The sequence below is a fragment of the Serratia sp. PL7 genome (genome assembly GCF_945957435.1).
This window is the reverse complement of the sequence record NZ_CAMFLB010000006.1, coordinates 220,498-238,156: the sequence shown is the minus strand read 5'-3', so window position 1 is coordinate 238,156 and position 17,659 is coordinate 220,498. Positions and strand designations below refer to the sequence as shown.

General features: G+C 56.0%; 14 protein-coding genes. 8 read left to right on the top strand and 6 right to left on the bottom strand.

The annotated features are described in order from the left end of the window. Nucleotides 1–202 precede the first annotated feature (202 nt). The 6 genes from menF to menE all read left to right on the top strand — a co-directional run bounded on the left by menF (nucleotide 203) and on the right by menE (nucleotide 7,417). Nucleotides 203–1,504: an isochorismate synthase MenF gene (gene menF / locus N6G83_RS25395; RefSeq protein ID WP_211135524.1), complete on the top strand. Its 1,302-nt coding sequence runs from the start codon at nucleotides 203–205 to the stop codon at nucleotides 1,502–1,504. Nucleotides 1,505–1,761: 257 nt separating this feature from the next. Next, nucleotides 1,762–3,435 (top strand): 2-succinyl-5-enolpyruvyl-6-hydroxy-3-cyclohexene-1-carboxylic-acid synthase, encoded by a 1,674-nt coding sequence (menD, locus tag N6G83_RS25390; protein WP_024529605.1) that lies wholly within the window; start codon nucleotides 1,762–1,764, stop codon nucleotides 3,433–3,435. Next, nucleotides 3,435–4,223 carry a 2-succinyl-6-hydroxy-2,4-cyclohexadiene-1-carboxylate synthase gene (gene menH / locus N6G83_RS25385; RefSeq protein WP_199062416.1) on the top strand — a complete coding sequence of 263 codons (789 nt, stop codon included), beginning with the start codon at nucleotides 3,435–3,437 and terminating at the stop codon, nucleotides 4,221–4,223. Before menD ends, menH begins: the two co-directional genes overlap by 1 nt. Further along, complete coding sequence (gene menB, locus N6G83_RS25380; RefSeq protein WP_024529607.1) at nucleotides 4,207–5,064, top strand: 1,4-dihydroxy-2-naphthoyl-CoA synthase; 858 nt, start codon at nucleotides 4,207–4,209, stop codon at nucleotides 5,062–5,064. Before menH ends, menB begins: the two co-directional genes overlap by 17 nt. Further along, nucleotides 5,064–6,047: an o-succinylbenzoate synthase gene (menC, locus tag N6G83_RS25375; RefSeq protein ID WP_024529608.1), complete on the top strand. Its 984-nt coding sequence runs from the start codon at nucleotides 5,064–5,066 to the stop codon at nucleotides 6,045–6,047. The genes menB and menC overlap by 1 nt, the downstream gene beginning before the upstream one ends. After that, nucleotides 6,035–7,417, top strand: coding sequence for an o-succinylbenzoate--CoA ligase (gene menE, locus N6G83_RS25370; RefSeq protein ID WP_211135523.1), 1,383 nt, complete (start codon nucleotides 6,035–6,037; stop codon nucleotides 7,415–7,417). Before menC ends, menE begins: the two co-directional genes overlap by 13 nt. A 57-nt stretch (nucleotides 7,418–7,474) precedes the next feature. On the opposite strand, the gene katA is transcribed toward menE, so the two are convergent. Further along, nucleotides 7,475–8,911 carry a catalase KatA gene (gene katA / locus N6G83_RS25365; RefSeq protein ID WP_199062414.1) on the bottom strand — a complete coding sequence of 479 codons (1,437 nt, stop codon included), beginning with the start codon at nucleotides 8,909–8,911 and terminating at the stop codon, nucleotides 7,475–7,477. Nucleotides 8,912–9,248: 337 nt separating this feature from the next. Here katA and N6G83_RS25360 point away from each other — a divergent pair, with 337 nt between their 5' ends. Beyond that, complete coding sequence (locus N6G83_RS25360; protein ID WP_024529611.1) at nucleotides 9,249–9,788, top strand: YfaZ family outer membrane protein; 540 nt, start codon at nucleotides 9,249–9,251, stop codon at nucleotides 9,786–9,788. A 51-nt stretch (nucleotides 9,789–9,839) separates the two neighbouring features. Here N6G83_RS25360 and tyrP read toward each other — a convergent pair whose 3' ends face one another. Further along, a complete protein-coding gene (gene tyrP, locus N6G83_RS25355; RefSeq protein WP_024529612.1) occupies nucleotides 9,840–11,048 on the bottom strand; it encodes a tyrosine transporter TyrP in 1,209 nt (402 codons plus the stop codon). A gap of 245 nt (nucleotides 11,049–11,293) precedes the next feature. Here tyrP and N6G83_RS25350 point away from each other — a divergent pair, with 245 nt between their 5' ends. After that, the gene (locus N6G83_RS25350; RefSeq protein WP_211136570.1) at nucleotides 11,294–12,490 is read left to right on the top strand and encodes a nicotinamide mononucleotide deamidase-related protein YfaY; all 1,197 of its coding nucleotides are present in this window, start codon (nucleotides 11,294–11,296) and stop codon (nucleotides 12,488–12,490) included. 234 nt (nucleotides 12,491–12,724) lie between these two features. On the opposite strand, the gene yfaE is transcribed toward N6G83_RS25350, so the two are convergent. From yfaE to ubiG, 4 genes are all read right to left on the bottom strand, one after another. Continuing rightward, nucleotides 12,725–12,985 (bottom strand): class I ribonucleotide reductase maintenance protein YfaE, encoded by a 261-nt coding sequence (gene yfaE / locus N6G83_RS25345; RefSeq protein WP_021805960.1) that lies wholly within the window; start codon nucleotides 12,983–12,985, stop codon nucleotides 12,725–12,727. Further along, complete coding sequence (gene nrdB, locus N6G83_RS25340) at nucleotides 12,986–14,116, bottom strand: class Ia ribonucleoside-diphosphate reductase subunit beta (RefSeq protein ID WP_024529614.1); 1,131 nt, start codon at nucleotides 14,114–14,116, stop codon at nucleotides 12,986–12,988. A gap of 71 nt (nucleotides 14,117–14,187) precedes the next feature. After that, nucleotides 14,188–16,476, bottom strand: a complete 2,289-nt coding sequence (gene nrdA, locus N6G83_RS25335; protein WP_065683116.1) for a class 1a ribonucleoside-diphosphate reductase subunit alpha — start codon at nucleotides 16,474–16,476, stop codon at nucleotides 14,188–14,190. 432 nt (nucleotides 16,477–16,908) lie between these two features. Beyond that, entirely contained in the window at nucleotides 16,909–17,634 is a 726-nt protein-coding gene (gene ubiG, locus N6G83_RS25330) for a bifunctional 2-polyprenyl-6-hydroxyphenol methylase/3-demethylubiquinol 3-O-methyltransferase UbiG (RefSeq protein WP_021178493.1), read from the bottom strand. Nucleotides 17,635–17,659 lie beyond the last annotated feature (25 nt).

The window sequence follows — 17,659 nt, the reverse complement described above, 5'->3', positions numbered from 1 at the left end:
ATATGACAAGATTTCACTGCGGCAGGAACATGACTTCTAAGTATAGTTCCGTCGCGCGCGTGTGGTCGTTTTTTAATCTTAAACTTCAATTTTAATAAATAATTAGCGGCGGAAGGTATGGGTTAATAAGCGCTTTTTTTCCGCCCGTGAGGGTTGATTTACCGTATAATTCCCCACATAGCGTTTGGTTAATGAGGTGGTAGTGGAACAACTTTCGGGATTGCTGCGGCGGCTACGTCAGCAGCTTGGGCACGGCTTTCCCCGTGAAGCCGGATTTCGGCAGCTTACGCTGGTGGTTCCCGGCCATCTGAGCGATGTGCTGCTGGAGTGGCTGGCGGCGCAGGTGCTGTTCCCTCAATTCTACTGGCGTCATCGCGAAGGGCGGCAGGAGGCGGCGGTGTGCGGCGCTTTGCGGCAGTTTTCACACCCTTCGATGGCACAGGCATTCGTGAATGCCTATCCTGCGGCCCGTTTATGGGGGCTGACAGCCTTTGACGGTGACGCCCAGCTGTTTTTGCCGCGCCTGGAAATTCTTAATCGCCAAGGCAAATGTGAACTGACACTAAACCTGTTTTCTGAAGAGGCATTGAGTGATGACGCCCAAGCGGCGCTTGCCTGGCTTGAAAATCTGCTGGTGATCAAACCGATCGAGAATTTACAGGTGAAAGTGCTGTCGGTGCAGCATCAGCCGGAACGTTCCGGGTGGGAAATCATGCTGCGCGATGCGCTGAAGGCGATAAATCGGCAGCAGATGGATAAGGTGGTCTTGGCGCGCAGCTCAGTGTTGACGCTGGAGAGTCCGTTGTTTGCCCCTGCGATGATGGCCGCCAGCCGCAGGGTGAATCACCAATGCTACCACTTTATGCTGCGCTTTGATGCACATTCCGCATTTCTTGGCTCCAGCCCGGAAAGATTGTACCTGCGTGAGGGAAAACATTTGCTGACCGAAGCGTTGGCGGGCACGGTTGCCAACCATCCCGATGAGCGGCAGGCCCAGGCACTGGCCCAGTGGTTGCTGCAAGACAGCAAGAACCAACAGGAAAACCTGCTGGTGGTCGATGATATTTGCCAGCGTTTGCAAGGCGGTGCCAGAGCGGTCGATGTGTTGCCACCAGAAGTGGTGCGGTTGCGCAAGGTACAGCATCTGCGGCGGCGTATTGAAGGGCAACTGAACCAGGGTGATGATGCCGATTGCCTGCAAAGACTGCAGCCGACGGCTGCGGTGGCCGGGTTGCCGCGCCAGGCCTCGCGTGAGTTTATCCGCCAGCATGAGCCTTTTTCCCGCGGTTGGTATGCCGGCTCTGCGGGTTATCTTTCTGCGGCACAGGCTGAGTTCTGCGTTGCGCTGCGTTCCTGCCAGATCGAGGATGCTCGGGTTGAGCTGTATGCCGGTGCGGGGATTGTGGCCGGTTCCGATCCGGCGCAGGAATGGCAAGAGATCGAAAACAAGGCGGCGGGCTTACGCACTCTGTTGCAGTCAGAACATTCTGGGCAGGCGCATTGAGCAGGCCGATCTTCGTGTGTAAACTTGTTGTGTCTTATATGTTTCTTTTTTGTTCTATTTTGGGGCGCTATTTGGCATGGGTGGGTCGAAATTGATTTATTGCAGGCCCCCTGCCACAGGGAAATACGGCGTTTTTGCGCCAGCGCAAAAGCCGTAAAGATAATTACTTATATAATTCAGAGTTATGATCCCCGGTTCGCTACCTCCTTTGGGTAGGCTTCGGCGCGTAACCTCTGTTTACTACTGATGAGCGAAATATGTCGACAAGTGTTTTTAATCGCCGGTGGGCGGCGTTGTTGCTGGAAACGCTGGTCCGCCATGGAGTGCGGCATGTCTGTATCGCTCCGGGATCGCGCTCCACGCCTCTTACGTTGGCCGCTGCCGCGAACCGCGCTTTTGTCTGTCATACTCATTTCGATGAGCGGGGCCTGGGCCATTTAGCGCTCGGCCTGGCAAAGGCCACGCGTGAGCCAGTGGCGGTGATCGTCACCTCGGGTACCGCGGCAGCAAATCTTTATCCTGCCCTGATCGAAGCCGGGCTAACCGGGGAGCGGCTGGTGTTTCTCACCGCCGATCGTCCGCCGGAATTGATTAACTGCGGCGCCAATCAGGCGATCCGCCAAAACGGCCTCTACTCGAGCCACCCCACCTTGAACATCGATTTGCCACGCCCAAGCCCGGATATTCCGGCTCGCTGGTTGGTATCTACCTTGGACAGCGCGATGGCGCGCCTACGGCAGGGTGCCCTGCATATCAACTGCCCGTTTGCGGAGCCGTTATATGGCGGAGATGAACAGCTGTATGAGCAGTGGTCGGCAGAGTTAGGGGACTGGTGGCAGGATACGCACCCTTGGCTGCGTGAAATGGATCCCCATCAGGTTATTAAGCAGCCTGACTGGTTTTTCTGGCGGCAGAAGCGCGGCGTGATTATCGCTGGCAGGATGGGGGCGGAAGAGGGCGTGCAACTGGCTGAATGGGCGGGCATGCTTGGTTGGCCGTTGATCGGCGATGCCCTTTCGCAAACGGGGCAACCGTTGCCCTGTGCCGACTTATGGCTGGCTAACCCCCAGGCTCGCGATCTGTTGGCAAGCGCGCAGTTGGTGGTGCAGTTTGGCAGCAGTCTAACGGGTAAACGCCTGTTGCAGTGGCAGGAGCGCTGCCAGCCAGAGGAGTTCTGGCTGATTGACGATCTGCCTGGGCGTCTCGATCCTGCGCATCATCGTGGCCGCCGTATTCGTTCTACCGTTGGCGAGTGGCTCGATCTGCATCCGGCGCAACCTCGCTCACCTTGGGCTGGCGATCTGTCCGCGTTGGCGGATGATGCCCTTGATGCGACGTCGCAATACCTGGTTAACCGGTTTGGTGAGGCTCAACTGGCCCATCGCCTGCCTGAGCTGTTGCCGGAGAACGGCCAGCTGTTTCTCGGCAATAGCCTGATTGTGCGCCTGATCGATGCCTTAACCCAGTTGCCTGCTGGCTATCCGGTGTTCAGCAACCGTGGGGCCAGCGGTATCGACGGCCTAATCTCCACCACGGCTGGGGTCCAGCGTGCTACCGCCAAGCCGACGTTGGCCGTGGTAGGCGATCTCTCCGCGCTATACGATTTGAACGCTCTGGCACTGTTGCGCCAATGTTCGGCACCCACGGTGCTGATCGTGGTGAATAACAATGGCGGGCAGATTTTCTCACTGTTGCCAACGCCGGAACCTGAGCGCCAGCGATTTTACTGTATGCCGCAGGACGTAGAGTTCAGCCATGCGGCAGCCATGTTCCAGCTTGACTATGCCTGCCCGGAAAACTGGGGACAGTTGCAGCAGGCAGTGGAAAAGGCCTGGCGTCACAGCGGAGCCACGCTGATTGAGTTGCAGGTGCCGCCGAGCGATGGCGCAGAAACTCTGCAACATCTGGTGCAAAAAATGGGGGCAAACTGATGCTGGCTTCCCGCGTGTTACAACAAGGCGAAAGCCAACGCCCTTGGCTGATCTGGCTGCATGGCTTGCTGGGAAACAACAATGAGTGGCGGGTGATCGCCTCGCGCTGTGAACAGTGGCCCTCGCTGGCAATTGATTTACCCGGTCATGGTGATTCTGCCGATCAATCCTGCCTCGACTTTGCCGACGTCAGCAGGCAAATCACCGCCACGCTGCAACAACATAATATTGAGCGTTACTGGCTGGTGGGCTATTCACTCGGTGGGCGCATTGCCATGTACCACGCATGCTGCGGCGAAGCGCAAGGGCTGCAAGGCATTGTGATCGAGGGCGGTAATCCAGGGCTGGAGAACGAAGATTTACGTGCCCAGCGGCGTGCCCACGATGCCGCCTGGGCGAAGCGTTTCCGCACGGAGCGGATCAGAAAGGTGTTGGCCGATTGGTATTTACAACCGGTTTTTGCCAACCTCAGCCCGGTACACCGCGAGGCGCTGATCGCCGCCCGTGCCGACAACCATGGCCCGGCCATCGCCGATATGCTGGAGGCGACGTCTCTTGGGCGCCAACCTTGGCTGGTGCCACAATTACAACAGTTGGCACTGCCAGTGATGGTGTTATGCGGTGCCGACGATCACAAGTTTCAGGCGTTGGCGCGTGATGCCGGTTTGCCATTGCAAACCGTGCCAGAAGCGGGTCATAACGCTCATCTGGCCAATCCGGCAGATTTTGCCGCCGCGCTCGATGCATTTCTTGCAAAAAAAGGAACCAAACATGCTGTATCCCAATGAAGAACAACTGTACGCCGCGATCGACTGGCAGGACTGCTCGGGTGATTTCGAAGACATCCTGTATCACAAGTCCAGCGATGGCATTGCCAAAATTACCATCAACCGCCCGCAGGTGCGTAACGCCTTCCGCCCGCACACGGTGAAGGAAATGATCGAGGCGATGTCGAACGCGCGCTATGACGACGGCATCGGCACCATCATTCTTACCGGTGCCGGGGATAAAGCCTTTTGTTCCGGTGGCGATCAGAAAGTGCGCGGTGACTACGGCGGCTATCGTGATGACAGCGGCGTGCACCACCTGAACGTGCTGGACTTCCAACGTCAGATCCGCACCTGCCCTAAGCCAGTGGTGGCGATGGTGGCCGGATATTCCATCGGCGGCGGTCACGTGCTGCATATGATGTGCGATCTGACTATTGCGGCCGATAACGCCATCTTTGGCCAGACTGGGCCGAAAGTCGGCTCCTTTGACGGCGGCTGGGGCGCTTCCTACATGGCGCGTATCGTCGGCCAGAAGAAGGCCCGTGAGATCTGGTTCCTGTGCCGCCAATACGACGCCGCTGCGGCGCTGGAGATGGGCCTGGTCAACACCGTGGTGCCGTTGGCCGATCTGGAAAAAGAGACCGTGCGCTGGTGCCGTGAAATGTTGCAGAACAGCCCAATGGCCTTGCGCTGCCTGAAAGCCGCACTGAACGCCGACTGCGATGGCCAGGCCGGGCTGCAAGAGCTGGCGGGTAACGCCACCATGTTGTTCTATATGACCGATGAAGGCCAGGAAGGGCGCAACGCATTTATCGAAAAACGCCAGCCTGACTTCAGCAAATTCAAGCGTAACCCGTAATGACGGCACTAACCCGTGTTGCTGCGATCTATCGCTATAGCCTGCCGATGGAGGCGGGCGTGGTGCTGCGCAACCAGCGGCTGAAAACCCGAGATGGCTTACTGATCCATCTGCAGCAGGATGGGCAGCAGGGATGGGGGGAAATTGCTCCCTTACCTGAGTTCAGCCAAGAGACGCTCGACCAGGCGCAGCAGGCTACCTTGGCCTGGGTGCAGGCTTGGGTTGCGGGTGAACTGCCTGTGGAAAGCGAGTGGCCGTCGGTGGCTTTCGGCACCAGCTGTGCCTTGGCAGAACTGGCCGGGCAATTGCCAACGCAGGCCGACTACCGCAAGGCACCGCTGTGCACCGGCGATCCCGACGAGCTGTTCGATCTGCTGGCTGCGCTGCCGGGGGAGAAAGTGGCCAAGGTCAAGGTGGGGCTGTATGAGGCGGTACGGGATGGCATGGTCGTCAACGTATTGCTTGAAGCCTTGCCCGATCTCAAGCTACGGCTGGATGCCAACCGCAGTTGGAGTCGTGCCAAAGCGGACGGTTTTGCCAAATACGTTAACCCAGCGTGGCGCGATCGCATCGCGTTTCTGGAAGAGCCCTGCAAAACCCGTGACGAATCCCGTGAGTTTGCTCAGGCAACCGGGATTGCCATCGCCTGGGATGAAAGCGTGCGTGAAGCCGATTTTGTCGTGCAGGCCGAGCCGGGCGTGGCAGCGATTGTGATCAAGCCGACTTTGGTGGGTAGCCTGGCCCGCTGCCGTGAACTGGTCATGCAGGCGCATCAGGCCGGATTGGTGGCGGTGATCAGTTCCAGCATTGAGTCCAGTCTGGGGTTGACACAACTGGCGCGCATTGCGCATTGGCTGACGCCGCACACGGTGCCAGGTTTGGATACGTTGAACCTGATGCAAGCCCAGTTGATACGCAACTGGCCAGAGAGCACCTTGCCGCTATTAGGCATTGATACCTTGGAGTGTGTATGGCGCAGTTGAGTGATTGGCCGTGGCGGCATTGGGCCAAACAGCGCCCGCAGGCGACCGCGGTCATCTTTGAACAACAGCCGGTCAGTTGGTTAATGCTGCAACGGCAGGTGGAAGTGTTAGCTGCCGACTTTCAGCGCCAGGGCGTGTTACCCGGTAGCGGTGTGCTGCTGTGCGGGAAAAACAGCTATCCGCTGCTGTTAGCCTATCTGGCGCTTTTGCAGTGCGGTGCGCGCCTGCTGCTGCTCAATCCGACGCTGCCTGCGCCGATGCTGGCGGCTCTGCTGCCGGATCTGGATATCGACTTTGCTTTCAGCCCGGATGGCTTGCCTGAGTTGCCCCCTGGCGCGATCGTCTTGTCGCCGCCGGGCGTTGATGAGTGCCACTTGCGGTTGTTACCGTGGGATGAACAAAGACTGGCGACGTTGACGCTGACTTCCGGCTCCAGTGGCTTGCCAAAAGCCGCTGCCCATAGCTATGCCGGCCACCTTGCCAGTGCCGATGGCGTGTTGCAACTGCTGGAGTTTCAGCCGCAGGACAGCTGGCTGCTCTCGTTGCCGCTGTTTCACGTGTCTGGTCAGGGCATTATCTGGCGCTGGCTGGCGGTTGGGGCACAGCTTGTGGTGCGTGAAATGCAACCCTTGGCCGATGCGTTGGCGGGATGTACCCATGCTTCGCTAGTGCCAACTCAACTTTGGCGCCTGCTGTCTGAACCGATGGCCAAGCATGCGCTAAAAGAAGTGTTGCTCGGTGGGGCGATGATCCCTGTGTCACTCACTCAGCAGGCAGAGGCGGTAGGGATCCACTGCTGGTGTGGCTATGGTTTGACGGAGCTGGCTTCAACGGTTTGCGCCAAGCGTGCCGACGAGCTGCCCGGCGTTGGGGCACCTTTACCAGGCCGTGAAATACGCCTGGTGGATCAGGAAGTCTGGATCCGCTCCACCAGTCTGGCGCTGGGTTATTGGTTGCGGGGCGAGCTAGTGCCCATTACCGACGATCAAGGATGGTTCCATACCCGCGATCGTGGCGCGATGGAGCAGGGTGAACTGCGTATCATTGGCCGGCTGGATAACCTGTTCTTCAGCGGCGGGGAAGGCGTTCAGCCGGAAGATGTGGAACGTGTGTTTGCCGCGCATCCACAGGTGTTGCAGGTGTTTATCGTGCCGATTGACGATGCAGAGTTTGGCCAACGGCCGGTAGCGGTGGTCGATCTGGAAGGCGAGTTGACGCTGGAGGGGTTAATGCTTTGGGCACAGGACCGGCTGGCGAACTTCCAGCGGCCGATTGCCGCATTGGCGTTGCCCGACGAGCTAAAAAACGGCGGCATCAAGATTTCGCGCCGTCGTCTACAACAGTGGGCGAGTAGCCAACTGCAGGCATAACGCGTTGCGTTGCGAAAAAAGGCCGCCCGAGGGCGGCCTTGCTATTGCTGTAACCGATTATTTCAGGCCCAGGGCCTTGGCAACGCCGCTGCCGTAATCGGGATGTACCTTGGTGAACAGTTCAACCTGACGGCGTTGGATCTGTTCTGGCACCTGCGACAGCTCACCGGCGATACGGGTGAACATACGTTGGTGCTCCTCGGCACTCAGCAGATTGAACAGCGCACGCGGTTGGCTGTAGTAATCGTCGTCTTCACGATGATTCCAGTGATCGGCGGCACCTTCGATGCTCAATGGCGGTTCGCTGAAATCTGGCTGCTCCTGGAACACCCCAAAGCTGTTTGGCTCATAGGTTGCGCCGTTGCCGCTGTTGCCATCCACCCGCATCGCCCCATCGCGGTGATAGTTATGGAACGGGCATTTGGCACCGTTGACCGGGATTTGGTGATGGTTGACGCCCAGGCGGTAGCGGTGCGCATCGCCATAGGAGAACAGACGGCCCTGCAACATTTTATCCGGTGAGAAGCTCACGCCAGGCACCACGTTGGCTGGGTTCATGGCCACTTGTTCCACTTCTGAGAAGTAGTTATCCGGGTTGCGGTTCAGCTCGAAGAAGCCGACATCGATCAGCGGGTAGTCGCCGTGCGGCCAGACTTTGGTCAGGTCAAACGGGTTATACGGGGTTTGTGACGCTTCATGCTCTGGCATGATCTGGATTTGCAGTTTCCAGCGTGGGAAGTCACCGTTCTTGATGGAGTCGAACAGATCGCGCTGCGAACTTTCACGATCTTTGGCGATGATGGCTTCTGCTTCATCGTCCATCAGGTTTTCAATGCCTTGCTCACAGCGGAAGTGGAACTTGACCCAGAAACGCTCGTTATTGGCATTGATAAAGCTGAAGGTGTGGCTGCCGAAACCGTGCATATGACGGTAGGATTTAGGCAGACCACGGTCGCTGAAATCGATGGTCAACTGGTGCAGTGATTCAGGCAGATGGGAGAAGAAGTCCCATTTGTACACCGGATTGCGCAGGTTGGTGTGCGGATCGCGTTTTACCACGTGGTTCAGATCAGGGAATTTCAGTGGATCGCGCAGGTAGAACACCGGGGTATCATTACCGACCAGATCCCAGTTACCTTCCTCGGTATAGAACTTCATGGCAAAGCCACGGATATCACGTTCGGCGTCGGCAGCCCCGCGCTCACCGGCAACGGTAGAGAAGCGGACGAACATCTCGGTTTGCTTACCAATCTCAGAGAAGATTTTTGCGCGGGTGTACTGGGTTATATCGTGGGTGACGGTAAAGGTGCCGTAAGCTCCGGACCCCTTGGCATGCATACGACGCTCTGGGATCACCTCTCGGTCAAAGTGGGCCAGTTTTTCCAGGAACCAAACGTCTTGAAGTAGCATCGGACCGCGCTTACCGGCGGTGATCACGTTATTATTATCAACAACGGGCGCGCCAGCCGCGGTAGTTAATCCTTTCTTGCTCATCAATTGCTCCTTACTCTGTTGCAGTTAAGTTGATAGCTCAGTTTCGGGTGCTGTAGATCTTCATCATGTTAACTAATGAAAAGGCCTGCCCTGCTGACCTCCATCAAAGACACTACTAGTTGTAGACTCATTCGCACTCCTCGGCAAATAGGCAGCACTTATCGTTGCAATTTTGGCGGTGACGGATGGTTATTTATTTACAGTTTATTGAAAAATTAACAGTTTATTGCTTTAAATTAGCCGGGAATTGATGACAACTCGGTTACACTGACCCGTGTGTTTTTTGCGGTGATAGACATCATCACTCCTTGATGATGAAGAATGAAAAGGATCAATAATGAACAAAACTTTAGTCGCGTGCGCAGCAGGTTTGCTGTTTGTGGCTGGCTCTGCCAATGCGATCAGCGTGAGCGGTGAGGCAGGGGAACATTACACCAACCTTGGTGTAGGCTTGGGGGGCACAACGGCGGGCTTGGGGATCAGCGGCAACTGGATCCGTAGCGATCATGATGGTGACATTGGTAGCCTGGGATTGAGCTTCGGCCTGCCGGTTGGGCCTTTGACGGCTACCGTGGGCGGCAAGGCCATTTATCTTAGCCCGGAAGATGGCAAAAATGGCGGAGCATTGGCATTAGGAGGCGGTCTGCAATGGGAGCTCAACCGCTATCTCAGCCTGTATGGTGAAGGCTATTTTGCGCCGGAGTCTTTGACCAGCGGGGCAAAAGCTTATAACGAGGCCAATGGCGGGGTGCGCTTAAACGTTCGTCCGTTCAATGTGGATGTCGGTTATCGTTACATCAACATCGAAGGTAAAGACGGCAACCGCGACAACGCGATAGCCGATGGCCCTTATATTGGCGTGGGCGTGGGCTTCTAATCCTGCCTGATCTTCAACGGGCGCCGCATAGGCTGCGCCCATTTTTTTATGTTAGCCGATGGCGGGTAACAGACCGCTGGCGATGCTGAGCTGAATGGCGATCACTGCCACCCCACAGACAAACACCAACGCCAACGCTGGTGTCCCGCCCCAGACTCGATAGCTGGCCTGATGCCGACGACGAGTTTTCCAGACCAGCAATGAAGGCAGCAACAGAGCAAGCACGGACAGCGCGATTGCCGCGAACCCGAGTGCCAGCACAAAACCGCGCGGATAGAACAGGGCGAATGCCAATGGCGGCAGGAAGGTGATGGCACCGGTCTGCAAGCGGCCCCGCACGTTATCCCGGCGTTTGAACAGATCGGCCAGGAAGTCGAACAACCCGAGCGAAACCCCCAGGAACGACGTTGCCAGTGCCAAATCGGCAAACAGGTGTACCGCCAGCTCGACATGCGGCGAGGCGACCACGTCGCGTACCGCTTGCAGTAAACCGTTCAACCCGGCCTGTTGTGCCAGAATACCGACAAAGGTGGTGGAACTGATGCTGCCCAGCGTCGCCAACTGCCAGAAGATATAAGCCACTAACGGGATGGCACTGCCGATGATGAAGATCCAACGCAGCTTGCGGATGTTACCGCCCATATAGTTGACGATGCTGGGTACGCTGCCGTGGAAACCAAACGAAGTGAAGATCACCGGGATTGCCGAGAGCGCCAGCCCCTGTTCCAGCGGGAGCGTCAGCAGGTTGGTTTGCTGGATGTGCGGCATCATCAGACCAAGCATGACGATCAGGAAAATCGACTTGGCGGTAAACAGAATACGGTTGAACAGATCTACCGAATGGGTGCCGATGCAGACGATCCCCCCTGCGACCAAGGTGAACAGCAGTACGCCGAGGTAAGTCGGGAAGTCCTGAGAAGTCCACTGGCTGATGCTGACAGCCAGCAGTTCGCCAGCGCCGCTGATATAGGCAGCGGTCAGCGCATACATCAAGAACATCATGCTGAAACTGGTAAGCCACTGGCCACCACCGCCCAGATAGCGTTTGGCCAGCGTTCCCAGGCCGGTGTCCGCCTGCTCATGCTGATAAACTTCGACCAGCAACAGCGCGGTATAGCACATTAATAACCACAGCCCGACCAGCAATGCCAGCGTTACGCCAAAACCTACACCCGCTGCCGCCAGGGGCATAGCCAGCATCCCCGCACCAATGGTGGTGCCTGCCACGATAAAAACACTGCCCAGCGTACGATTCTTCACGTTTTTCTCTGCTATTGGATGATTTATAGGCGTTTTCGGGGGCCTATTTTTAGTGCGGCAGAATAGTTGATTGCCGATTTTGTGTCAAACCGACGTTACGTCTGGTGTACATATAAATTTACGGTTGTGGGTGGGAGGGCGGCGGTATTAAAAAATGCCTTTAGACAGCAATATCGTTCGCTGCGTAGTGAAAAGTTGTTTACGGGCTTCTATAGTGGAGGGATCTGAACATAAGGGAGAGATCAATGTTAAGGGTGGAGATGCTCAGTACCGGTGATGAGGTGCTGCATGGGCAAATTATTGATACCAACGCCGCCTGGCTGGCAGATTACCTGTTCCAGCAAGGCTTACCGATGAGCGGGCGCGAAACGGTGGGGGATAGCCTTTCTTCGCTGATCGAAATCCTGCAGGAGCGTAGCCATATTGCCGACGTGCTGATCGTCAACGGCGGTCTGGGGCCAACCAGCGACGATCTCAGTGCGTTGGCAGCGGCCAAGGCTTGTGATACCGAATTGGTCGAACATCCTGAATGGATCGCCCGTATGGAGGCCTACTTTGCGGAACGTGGCCGCCCAATGGCGGCTTCAAACCGTAAACAGGCGCAGATCCCGGCTAATGCGGAAATGCTGGATAACCGTGTAGGTACCGCCTGCGGCTTCGCCTTAACGCTGAATAAGTGCCGGATGTTCTTTACGCCGGGCGTGCCTTCCGAATTTAAAGTGATGGTAGAAGAGCAGATCCTGCCACGTCTGCGACAGAGCTTTACTCTGCCTGAGCCGCCATTGTGCCTTCGCCTTACCACCTTCGGGACTTCGGAAAGCGACTTGGCTGCTGAATTGGACGGCATGCCTTTGCCGCCGGGCGTCGTACTGGGCTATCGCTCTTCCAGTCCGATTATTGAATTGAAGTTGACTGGCCCACAGGCTCAGCGTGCCGCGATGGAACAAGCCTGGCAGCGAGTGCGGCAGGTTGCGGGTGACAATACGATTTTTGAAGGAACGGCTGGGCTACCGGCAGAGCTGACGCAACGCTTACAGCAGCAGAACTTGACGCTGGCGCTGAGCGAGCAATTTACCGCCGGCCTAATCAACCTGCAGTTGCAGAGCGAAGCTGCCCCGCTGGCCGGTGGCGAACTGCTACCTGCGCATTGCTCCGAGGCATTGGCAACAGTGCTGGCGCGTGCCCAGTCTTTGGCGCAGCTCACCGGTGCGCAGTTGGCGTTGGCGGTTAGCGCCATGGCAGGGGATCGTGTCAGTGTTGCCCTGCATACGCCAAAAGGCGGTATTGGCCAGACGGTGAGCTATCGTGCTTCACGTCATGGCCTGCGTTTACGCCAGGAGTCGGTCGCGATGCTGGCGCTGGATATGCTGCGCCGTTGGCTGAATGGCGGCCAGGTTTGCGGCAAAAACGGCTGGCTGGAAATTGTAGAAATTATCGAGTAGAAACTCGTTCATGGCGGTGAGATATCCCTTATGGATCATAACAATATAAGGGGTATTCGCTGTGGGAGTGGGTTGTTACACGCTTTGCGGGTGTTTGAGACTCTTCGTGTTGGGCATTGATACCGGTCGCCTTTCAAGCTGCAGCGTTGTTGGCTGCGGGTGTTTACCCCCTTGCCGCCTAGCTGCAACTTGAAATTCTTAGGGTATTCAGTGTTTGATGATTATTTTATTGAGTTAGATTTCCAGCTCGATATCCATGGCGGGCATGCAGCAGCAGGGCAGGATCTCGCCATGATTGATAAATGCCAACGGCTGCTGGTGGTAAGCGACCTCACCCTTCAGTAATTTCACTCGGCAGGCACCGCAATAGCCGGAGCGGCATTGGTATTCCACCTCCACCTCATGCAGTTCCAGCACGTCGAGCAGGCATTTTTCACCTTCGGGGCAGGAGAGCTGCGTACCGGTGGCACGCAGCGTGATGGTTGGTGCAGCCACTTACAGCTCGAAATCACTCAGGTCGTCGGCGTTGACTTCAGAGTCAATCTGGCCGACCAGGTAAGAGCTGACTTCCACTTCCTGCGGAGCCACCTGCACGTTATCCGACACCAGCCAGGCGTTGATCCATGGGATTGGGTTGGAGCGGGTAGGGAACGGTGAGCCCAGGCCAACGGCCTGCATGCGGATATTGGTAATGTATTCCACATACTGGCACAGGATGTCTTTGTTCAGACCAATCATGGAGCCGTCGCGGAACAGATACTCGGCCCACTCTTTCTCCTGCTGTGCCGCCAGGACGAACAGGTCATAGCACTCTTGCTGGCATTCCACGGCGATTTCGGCCATCTCTGGGTCATCGGCGCCTGAGCGCATCAGATTCAGGATATGTTGCGTACCGGTCAGGTGCAGGGCTTCGTCGCGGGCGATCAGCTTGATGATTTTGGCGTTGCCTTCCATCAGCTCACGCTCGGCGAAAGCAAACGAACAGGCAAAGCTAACGTAGAAACGAATGGCCTCCAGCGCGTTGACGCTCATCAGGCACAGATACAGCTGCCTTTTGATGGCGCGCAGGTTAACGGTCACCGTTTTACCATTGACCTGGTGCGTGCCTTCACCGAGCAGATGATAGTAACTGGTCATTTCGATCAGATCGTCGTAGTAGCCGGAGATATCTTTTGCCCGCTTGAGGATCTCCTCGTTGGTGACGATATCGTCAAACACCACCGACGGATCGTTAACGATGTTACGAATGATATGAGTGTAGGAACGCGAGTGAATGGTCTCTGAGAATGACCAGGTTTCGATCCAGGTTTCCAGCTCCGGAATGGAGATCAGCGGCAGAAACGCCACGTTAGGGCTACGGCCCTGGATGGAATCCAGCAGCGTCTGATACTTCAGGTTGCTGATGAAGATGTGCTTCTCGTGTTCCGGCAGCGCTTGATAGTCGATACGATCGCGCGCGACGTCAACCTCTTCCGGACGCCAGAAGAAGGAGAGCTGCTTTTCGATCAGCTTTTCGAAGATTTCATGTTTTTGCTGGTCGAAACGCGCCACGTTGACCGACTGGCCGAAGAACATCGGCTCAAGCAACTGGTTGTTTTTGTTTTGAGAAAAAGTAGTGTAAGCCATGAGCTTGGATCCATTAGTGCCGAGCTGAAAAGTAAAGGGGCCGGAAGAGTTCCGGCCCGCTGTATCAAACGTTAGATCTTGCAGGCGCCGCCTTCACAGTCGTCATCGCCGCCCTGAGCAGGCTGCATGTCTTCCTGGATATCATCTGCACCGTCGCGGGTGTTCTGATAATACAGCGTTTTGACACCGAACTTGTAGGTGGTGAGCAGGTCTTTCAACAACTGCTTCATCGGCACCTTGCCACCCGGGAAACGGGTTGGGTCATAGTTGGTGTTTGCCGAGATCGACTGATCGATAAATTTCTGCATCAGGCCAACCAGTTGCAGGTAACCGTCGTTATTCGGTAATTCCCACAGCAGTTCGTAGTCGTTTTTCAGACGCTCATACTCAGGAACGACCTGGCGCAGAATACCGTCTTTGGACGCTTTGATACTGATATGGCCGCGCGGTGGCTCAATGCCGTTGGTGGCATTGGAGATCTGCGACGAAGTTTCCGACGGCATCAAGGCAGACAGCGTTGAGTTGCGCAGGCCGGTCTCTTTGATCTCTTTACGCAGGCTTTCCCAGTCGTAATGCAGCGGTTCGTTACAGATCGCGTCTAAATCTTTCTTGTAAGTATCGATTGGCAAGATGCCTTGCGCATAGGTGGTTTCATTGAACCACGGGCAAGCCCCTTGCTCCTGAGCCAGACGGTTCGAGGCCTTCAGCAGGTAGTACTGGATCGCTTCGAAGGTTCTGTGGGTCAGGTTGTTGGCGCTGCCGTCGGAATAGCGTACGCCGTTCTTCGCCAGGTAATAGGCGAAGTTGATCACGCCGATACCCAGGGTACGGCGGCCCATCGCGCCACGGTGAGCGGCTTTGATCGGGTAATCCTGATAATCCAGCAGGGCGTCGAGTGCACGTACGGCCAGCGTGGCCAGCTCTTCCAGATCGTCCAGGCTTTCAATCGCACCCAGGTTGAATGCGGACAGCGTACACAGCGCGATTTCGCCGTTTTCGTCGTTAACGTCATCCAGCGGTTTGGTCGGCAGAGCGATTTCCAGGCACAGGTTTGACTGGCGTACCGGGGCGATCTGCGGATCGAACGGGCTGTGGGTGTTGCAGTGATCGACGTTCTGGATGTAGATACGGCCAGTAGAAGCACGTTCCTGCATCATCAGTGAGAACAGTTCTACCGCTCTCACTCGTTGCTGACGAATACTGCTGTCTTTCTCATACAGGGTATACAGGCGCTCGAACTCGTCCTGATCGGCGAAGAACGCGTCGTACAGCCCTGGAACGTCAGACGGGCTGAACAGGGTGATGTCTTCATTCTTGATCAGGCGCTGATACATCAGGCGGTTGAGCTGCACGCCGTAGTCCATATGACGGACGCGGTTGCCTTCAACCCCACGGTTGTTTTTCAGCACCAGCAGGCTTTCCACTTCCAGATGCCACATTGGGTAGAACAGCGTTGCGGCACCACCACGTACGCCGCCCTGAGAGCAGGATTTCACCGCGGTCTGGAAGTGTTTGTAGAACGGGATACAGCCAGTGTGGAAGGCTTCACCGCCACGAATTGGGCTACCCAAGGCACGGATACGGCCAGCATTGATACCGATACCGGCGCGCTGTGAAACGTATTTCACAATGGCGCTGGAGGTGGCGTTGATGGAATCCAGGCTGTCACCACACTCGATCAGCACGCAAGAGCTGAATTGGCGGGTTGGGGTGCGCACGCCAGACATGATCGGCGTAGGCAGTGAAATCTTGAAGGTGGAGATCGCGTCATAGAAACGTTTTACGTAGTCCAGACGGGTGGCGCGCGGGTAGTTGGAGAACAGGCACGCGGCTACCAGGATATACAGGAACTGTGCGCTCTCGTAAATCTCGCCGCTGACGCGGTTCTGCACCAGATATTTACCTTCCAACTGCTTCACGGCAGCGTAAGAGAAGTTCATATCACGCCAGTGATCGATAAAGGAGTCCATCTGCTCGAACTCTTCAGTGGTGTAGTCTTCCAGCAGATGTTTATCGTATTTGCCCATCTCCACCATGCGTGCGACGTGGTCGAGCAGCTTCGGTGGCTCAAACTGGCCGTAAGCTTTTTTACGCAGATGGAAGATGGCGAGGCGAGCGGCCAGATACTGATAGTCCGGTGCGTCACGGGAGATCAGATCGGCTGCGGCCTTGATGATGGTTTCATGAATATCGGCGGTTTTGATGCCGTCATAAAACTGAATATGTGAACGTAACTCTACTTGAGAGACCGAGACGTTGTTTAAACCTTCCGCGGCCCAGTCGATGACTCGGTGGATTTTGTCGAGGTTGATGCGCTCTTTACTGCCATCGCGTTTAGTTACAAGTAGGCTTTGGTTCATTTTTACCTGTCCGTGAGATTCCCCTAAGCAGAAAGTGTAGTCGCTCTGCTCAGTATGTAAACACTATATATAGGGGGTGTATGTCGGTGAGGTAACAAGATAGTGATAAAACGGTGGGTTTGCAAGTGAACAAAACCTGCCGATCTTGTGGATAACTTGGGGGTGAAATGTTACCAATTGTTCCTAGTGCGCGCCCTATCTGGGGTGACAAGGTTGTCAATAAGCGCGAGGAGATTTTGCTGATTTTCTGAAAACCTCGATCGTTTGCCGCTTTATTAAACGTTAGAAAAAAACCGCATATTGATCTGCTTTTATATTCTTAAAAACGGTTTAGATCGGCTTTTTTGATCGAAAACGGATAAATAGGTATTTATCTTATACGCTTAGTCGTACCGGCGGCGGAAACATCGTCGCCGGTACGTTGTGGCCGTTTCAACCCTGGTGCTGGGTATGGACCATGTAGTTCACATCCACGTTACGGCCCAGCTTGAAATGGTCGGTGATCGGGTTGTAATGCAGGCCGATGATATGTTTTTCACGCAGTTCGGTGCCGTCGACCCAACCGATCAGTTCAGAAGGGCGGATGAACTTCTTATGATCATGGGTGCCCTGTGGCACCATTTTGAGCACGTATTCAGCGCCGATGACCGCCATCAGCCAGGCTTTGGTATTGCGGTTGATGGTGGAGAAGAACACATGGCCGCCTGGCTTGACCAGATGTGCACAGGCGCGCACGACGGAGGCCGGATCCGGGACGTGCTCGAGCATCTCCATACAGGTGACGATGTCATACTGTTGCGGATGAGCCTGCGCATGGCTTTCTACCGTTTCTTGCACGTAGGTCACCTGCATACCGCTTTCCAGCGCATGCAGTCGCGCCACCTGGAGCGGTTCTGCCCCCATATCCAGCCCGGTTACCAACGCACCTTCACGCGCCATGCTCTCTGCCAGAATGCCGCCGCCACAGCCAACGTCGAGCACTTGTTTGTCAAAAATGCCTCCTGCGCGCTGCATGATATAATTCAGACGCAGCGGATTGATCCGATGCAACGGCTTGAACTCACCTTCCAGATCCCACCAGCGCGAGGCGACAGCTTCAAATTTGGCGATTTCCTGGTGATCAACGTTTGGCGCGTGACGGGATGATTCAGCATTCATGGGCGTTATTAGCTCCTGGTTCTCT

Excerpts from the sequence above, each read along its gene's own strand:
- menD (WP_024529605.1), top strand. The coding sequence starts at position 1,762 with ATGTCGACAAGTGTTTTTAATCGCCGGTGGGCGGCGTTGTTGCTGGAA.
- menH (WP_199062416.1), top strand. The coding sequence starts at position 3,435 with ATGCTGGCTTCCCGCGTGTTACAACAAGGCGAAAGCCAACGCCCTTGG.
- menB (WP_024529607.1), top strand. The coding sequence starts at position 4,207 with ATGCTGTATCCCAATGAAGAACAACTGTACGCCGCGATCGACTGGCAG.
- menC (WP_024529608.1), top strand. The coding sequence starts at position 5,064 with ATGACGGCACTAACCCGTGTTGCTGCGATCTATCGCTATAGCCTGCCG.
- menE (WP_211135523.1), top strand. The coding sequence starts at position 6,035 with ATGGCGCAGTTGAGTGATTGGCCGTGGCGGCATTGGGCCAAACAGCGC.
- katA (WP_199062414.1), bottom strand. The coding sequence starts at position 8,911 with ATGAGCAAGAAAGGATTAACTACCGCGGCTGGCGCGCCCGTTGTTGAT.
- N6G83_RS25360 (WP_024529611.1), top strand. The coding sequence starts at position 9,249 with ATGAACAAAACTTTAGTCGCGTGCGCAGCAGGTTTGCTGTTTGTGGCT.
- N6G83_RS25350 (WP_211136570.1), top strand. The coding sequence starts at position 11,294 with ATGTTAAGGGTGGAGATGCTCAGTACCGGTGATGAGGTGCTGCATGGG.
- nrdB (WP_024529614.1), bottom strand. The coding sequence starts at position 14,116 with ATGGCTTACACTACTTTTTCTCAAAACAAAAACAACCAGTTGCTTGAG.
- nrdA (WP_065683116.1), bottom strand. The coding sequence starts at position 16,476 with ATGAACCAAAGCCTACTTGTAACTAAACGCGATGGCAGTAAAGAGCGC.
- ubiG (WP_021178493.1), bottom strand. The coding sequence starts at position 17,634 with ATGAATGCTGAATCATCCCGTCACGCGCCAAACGTTGATCACCAGGAA.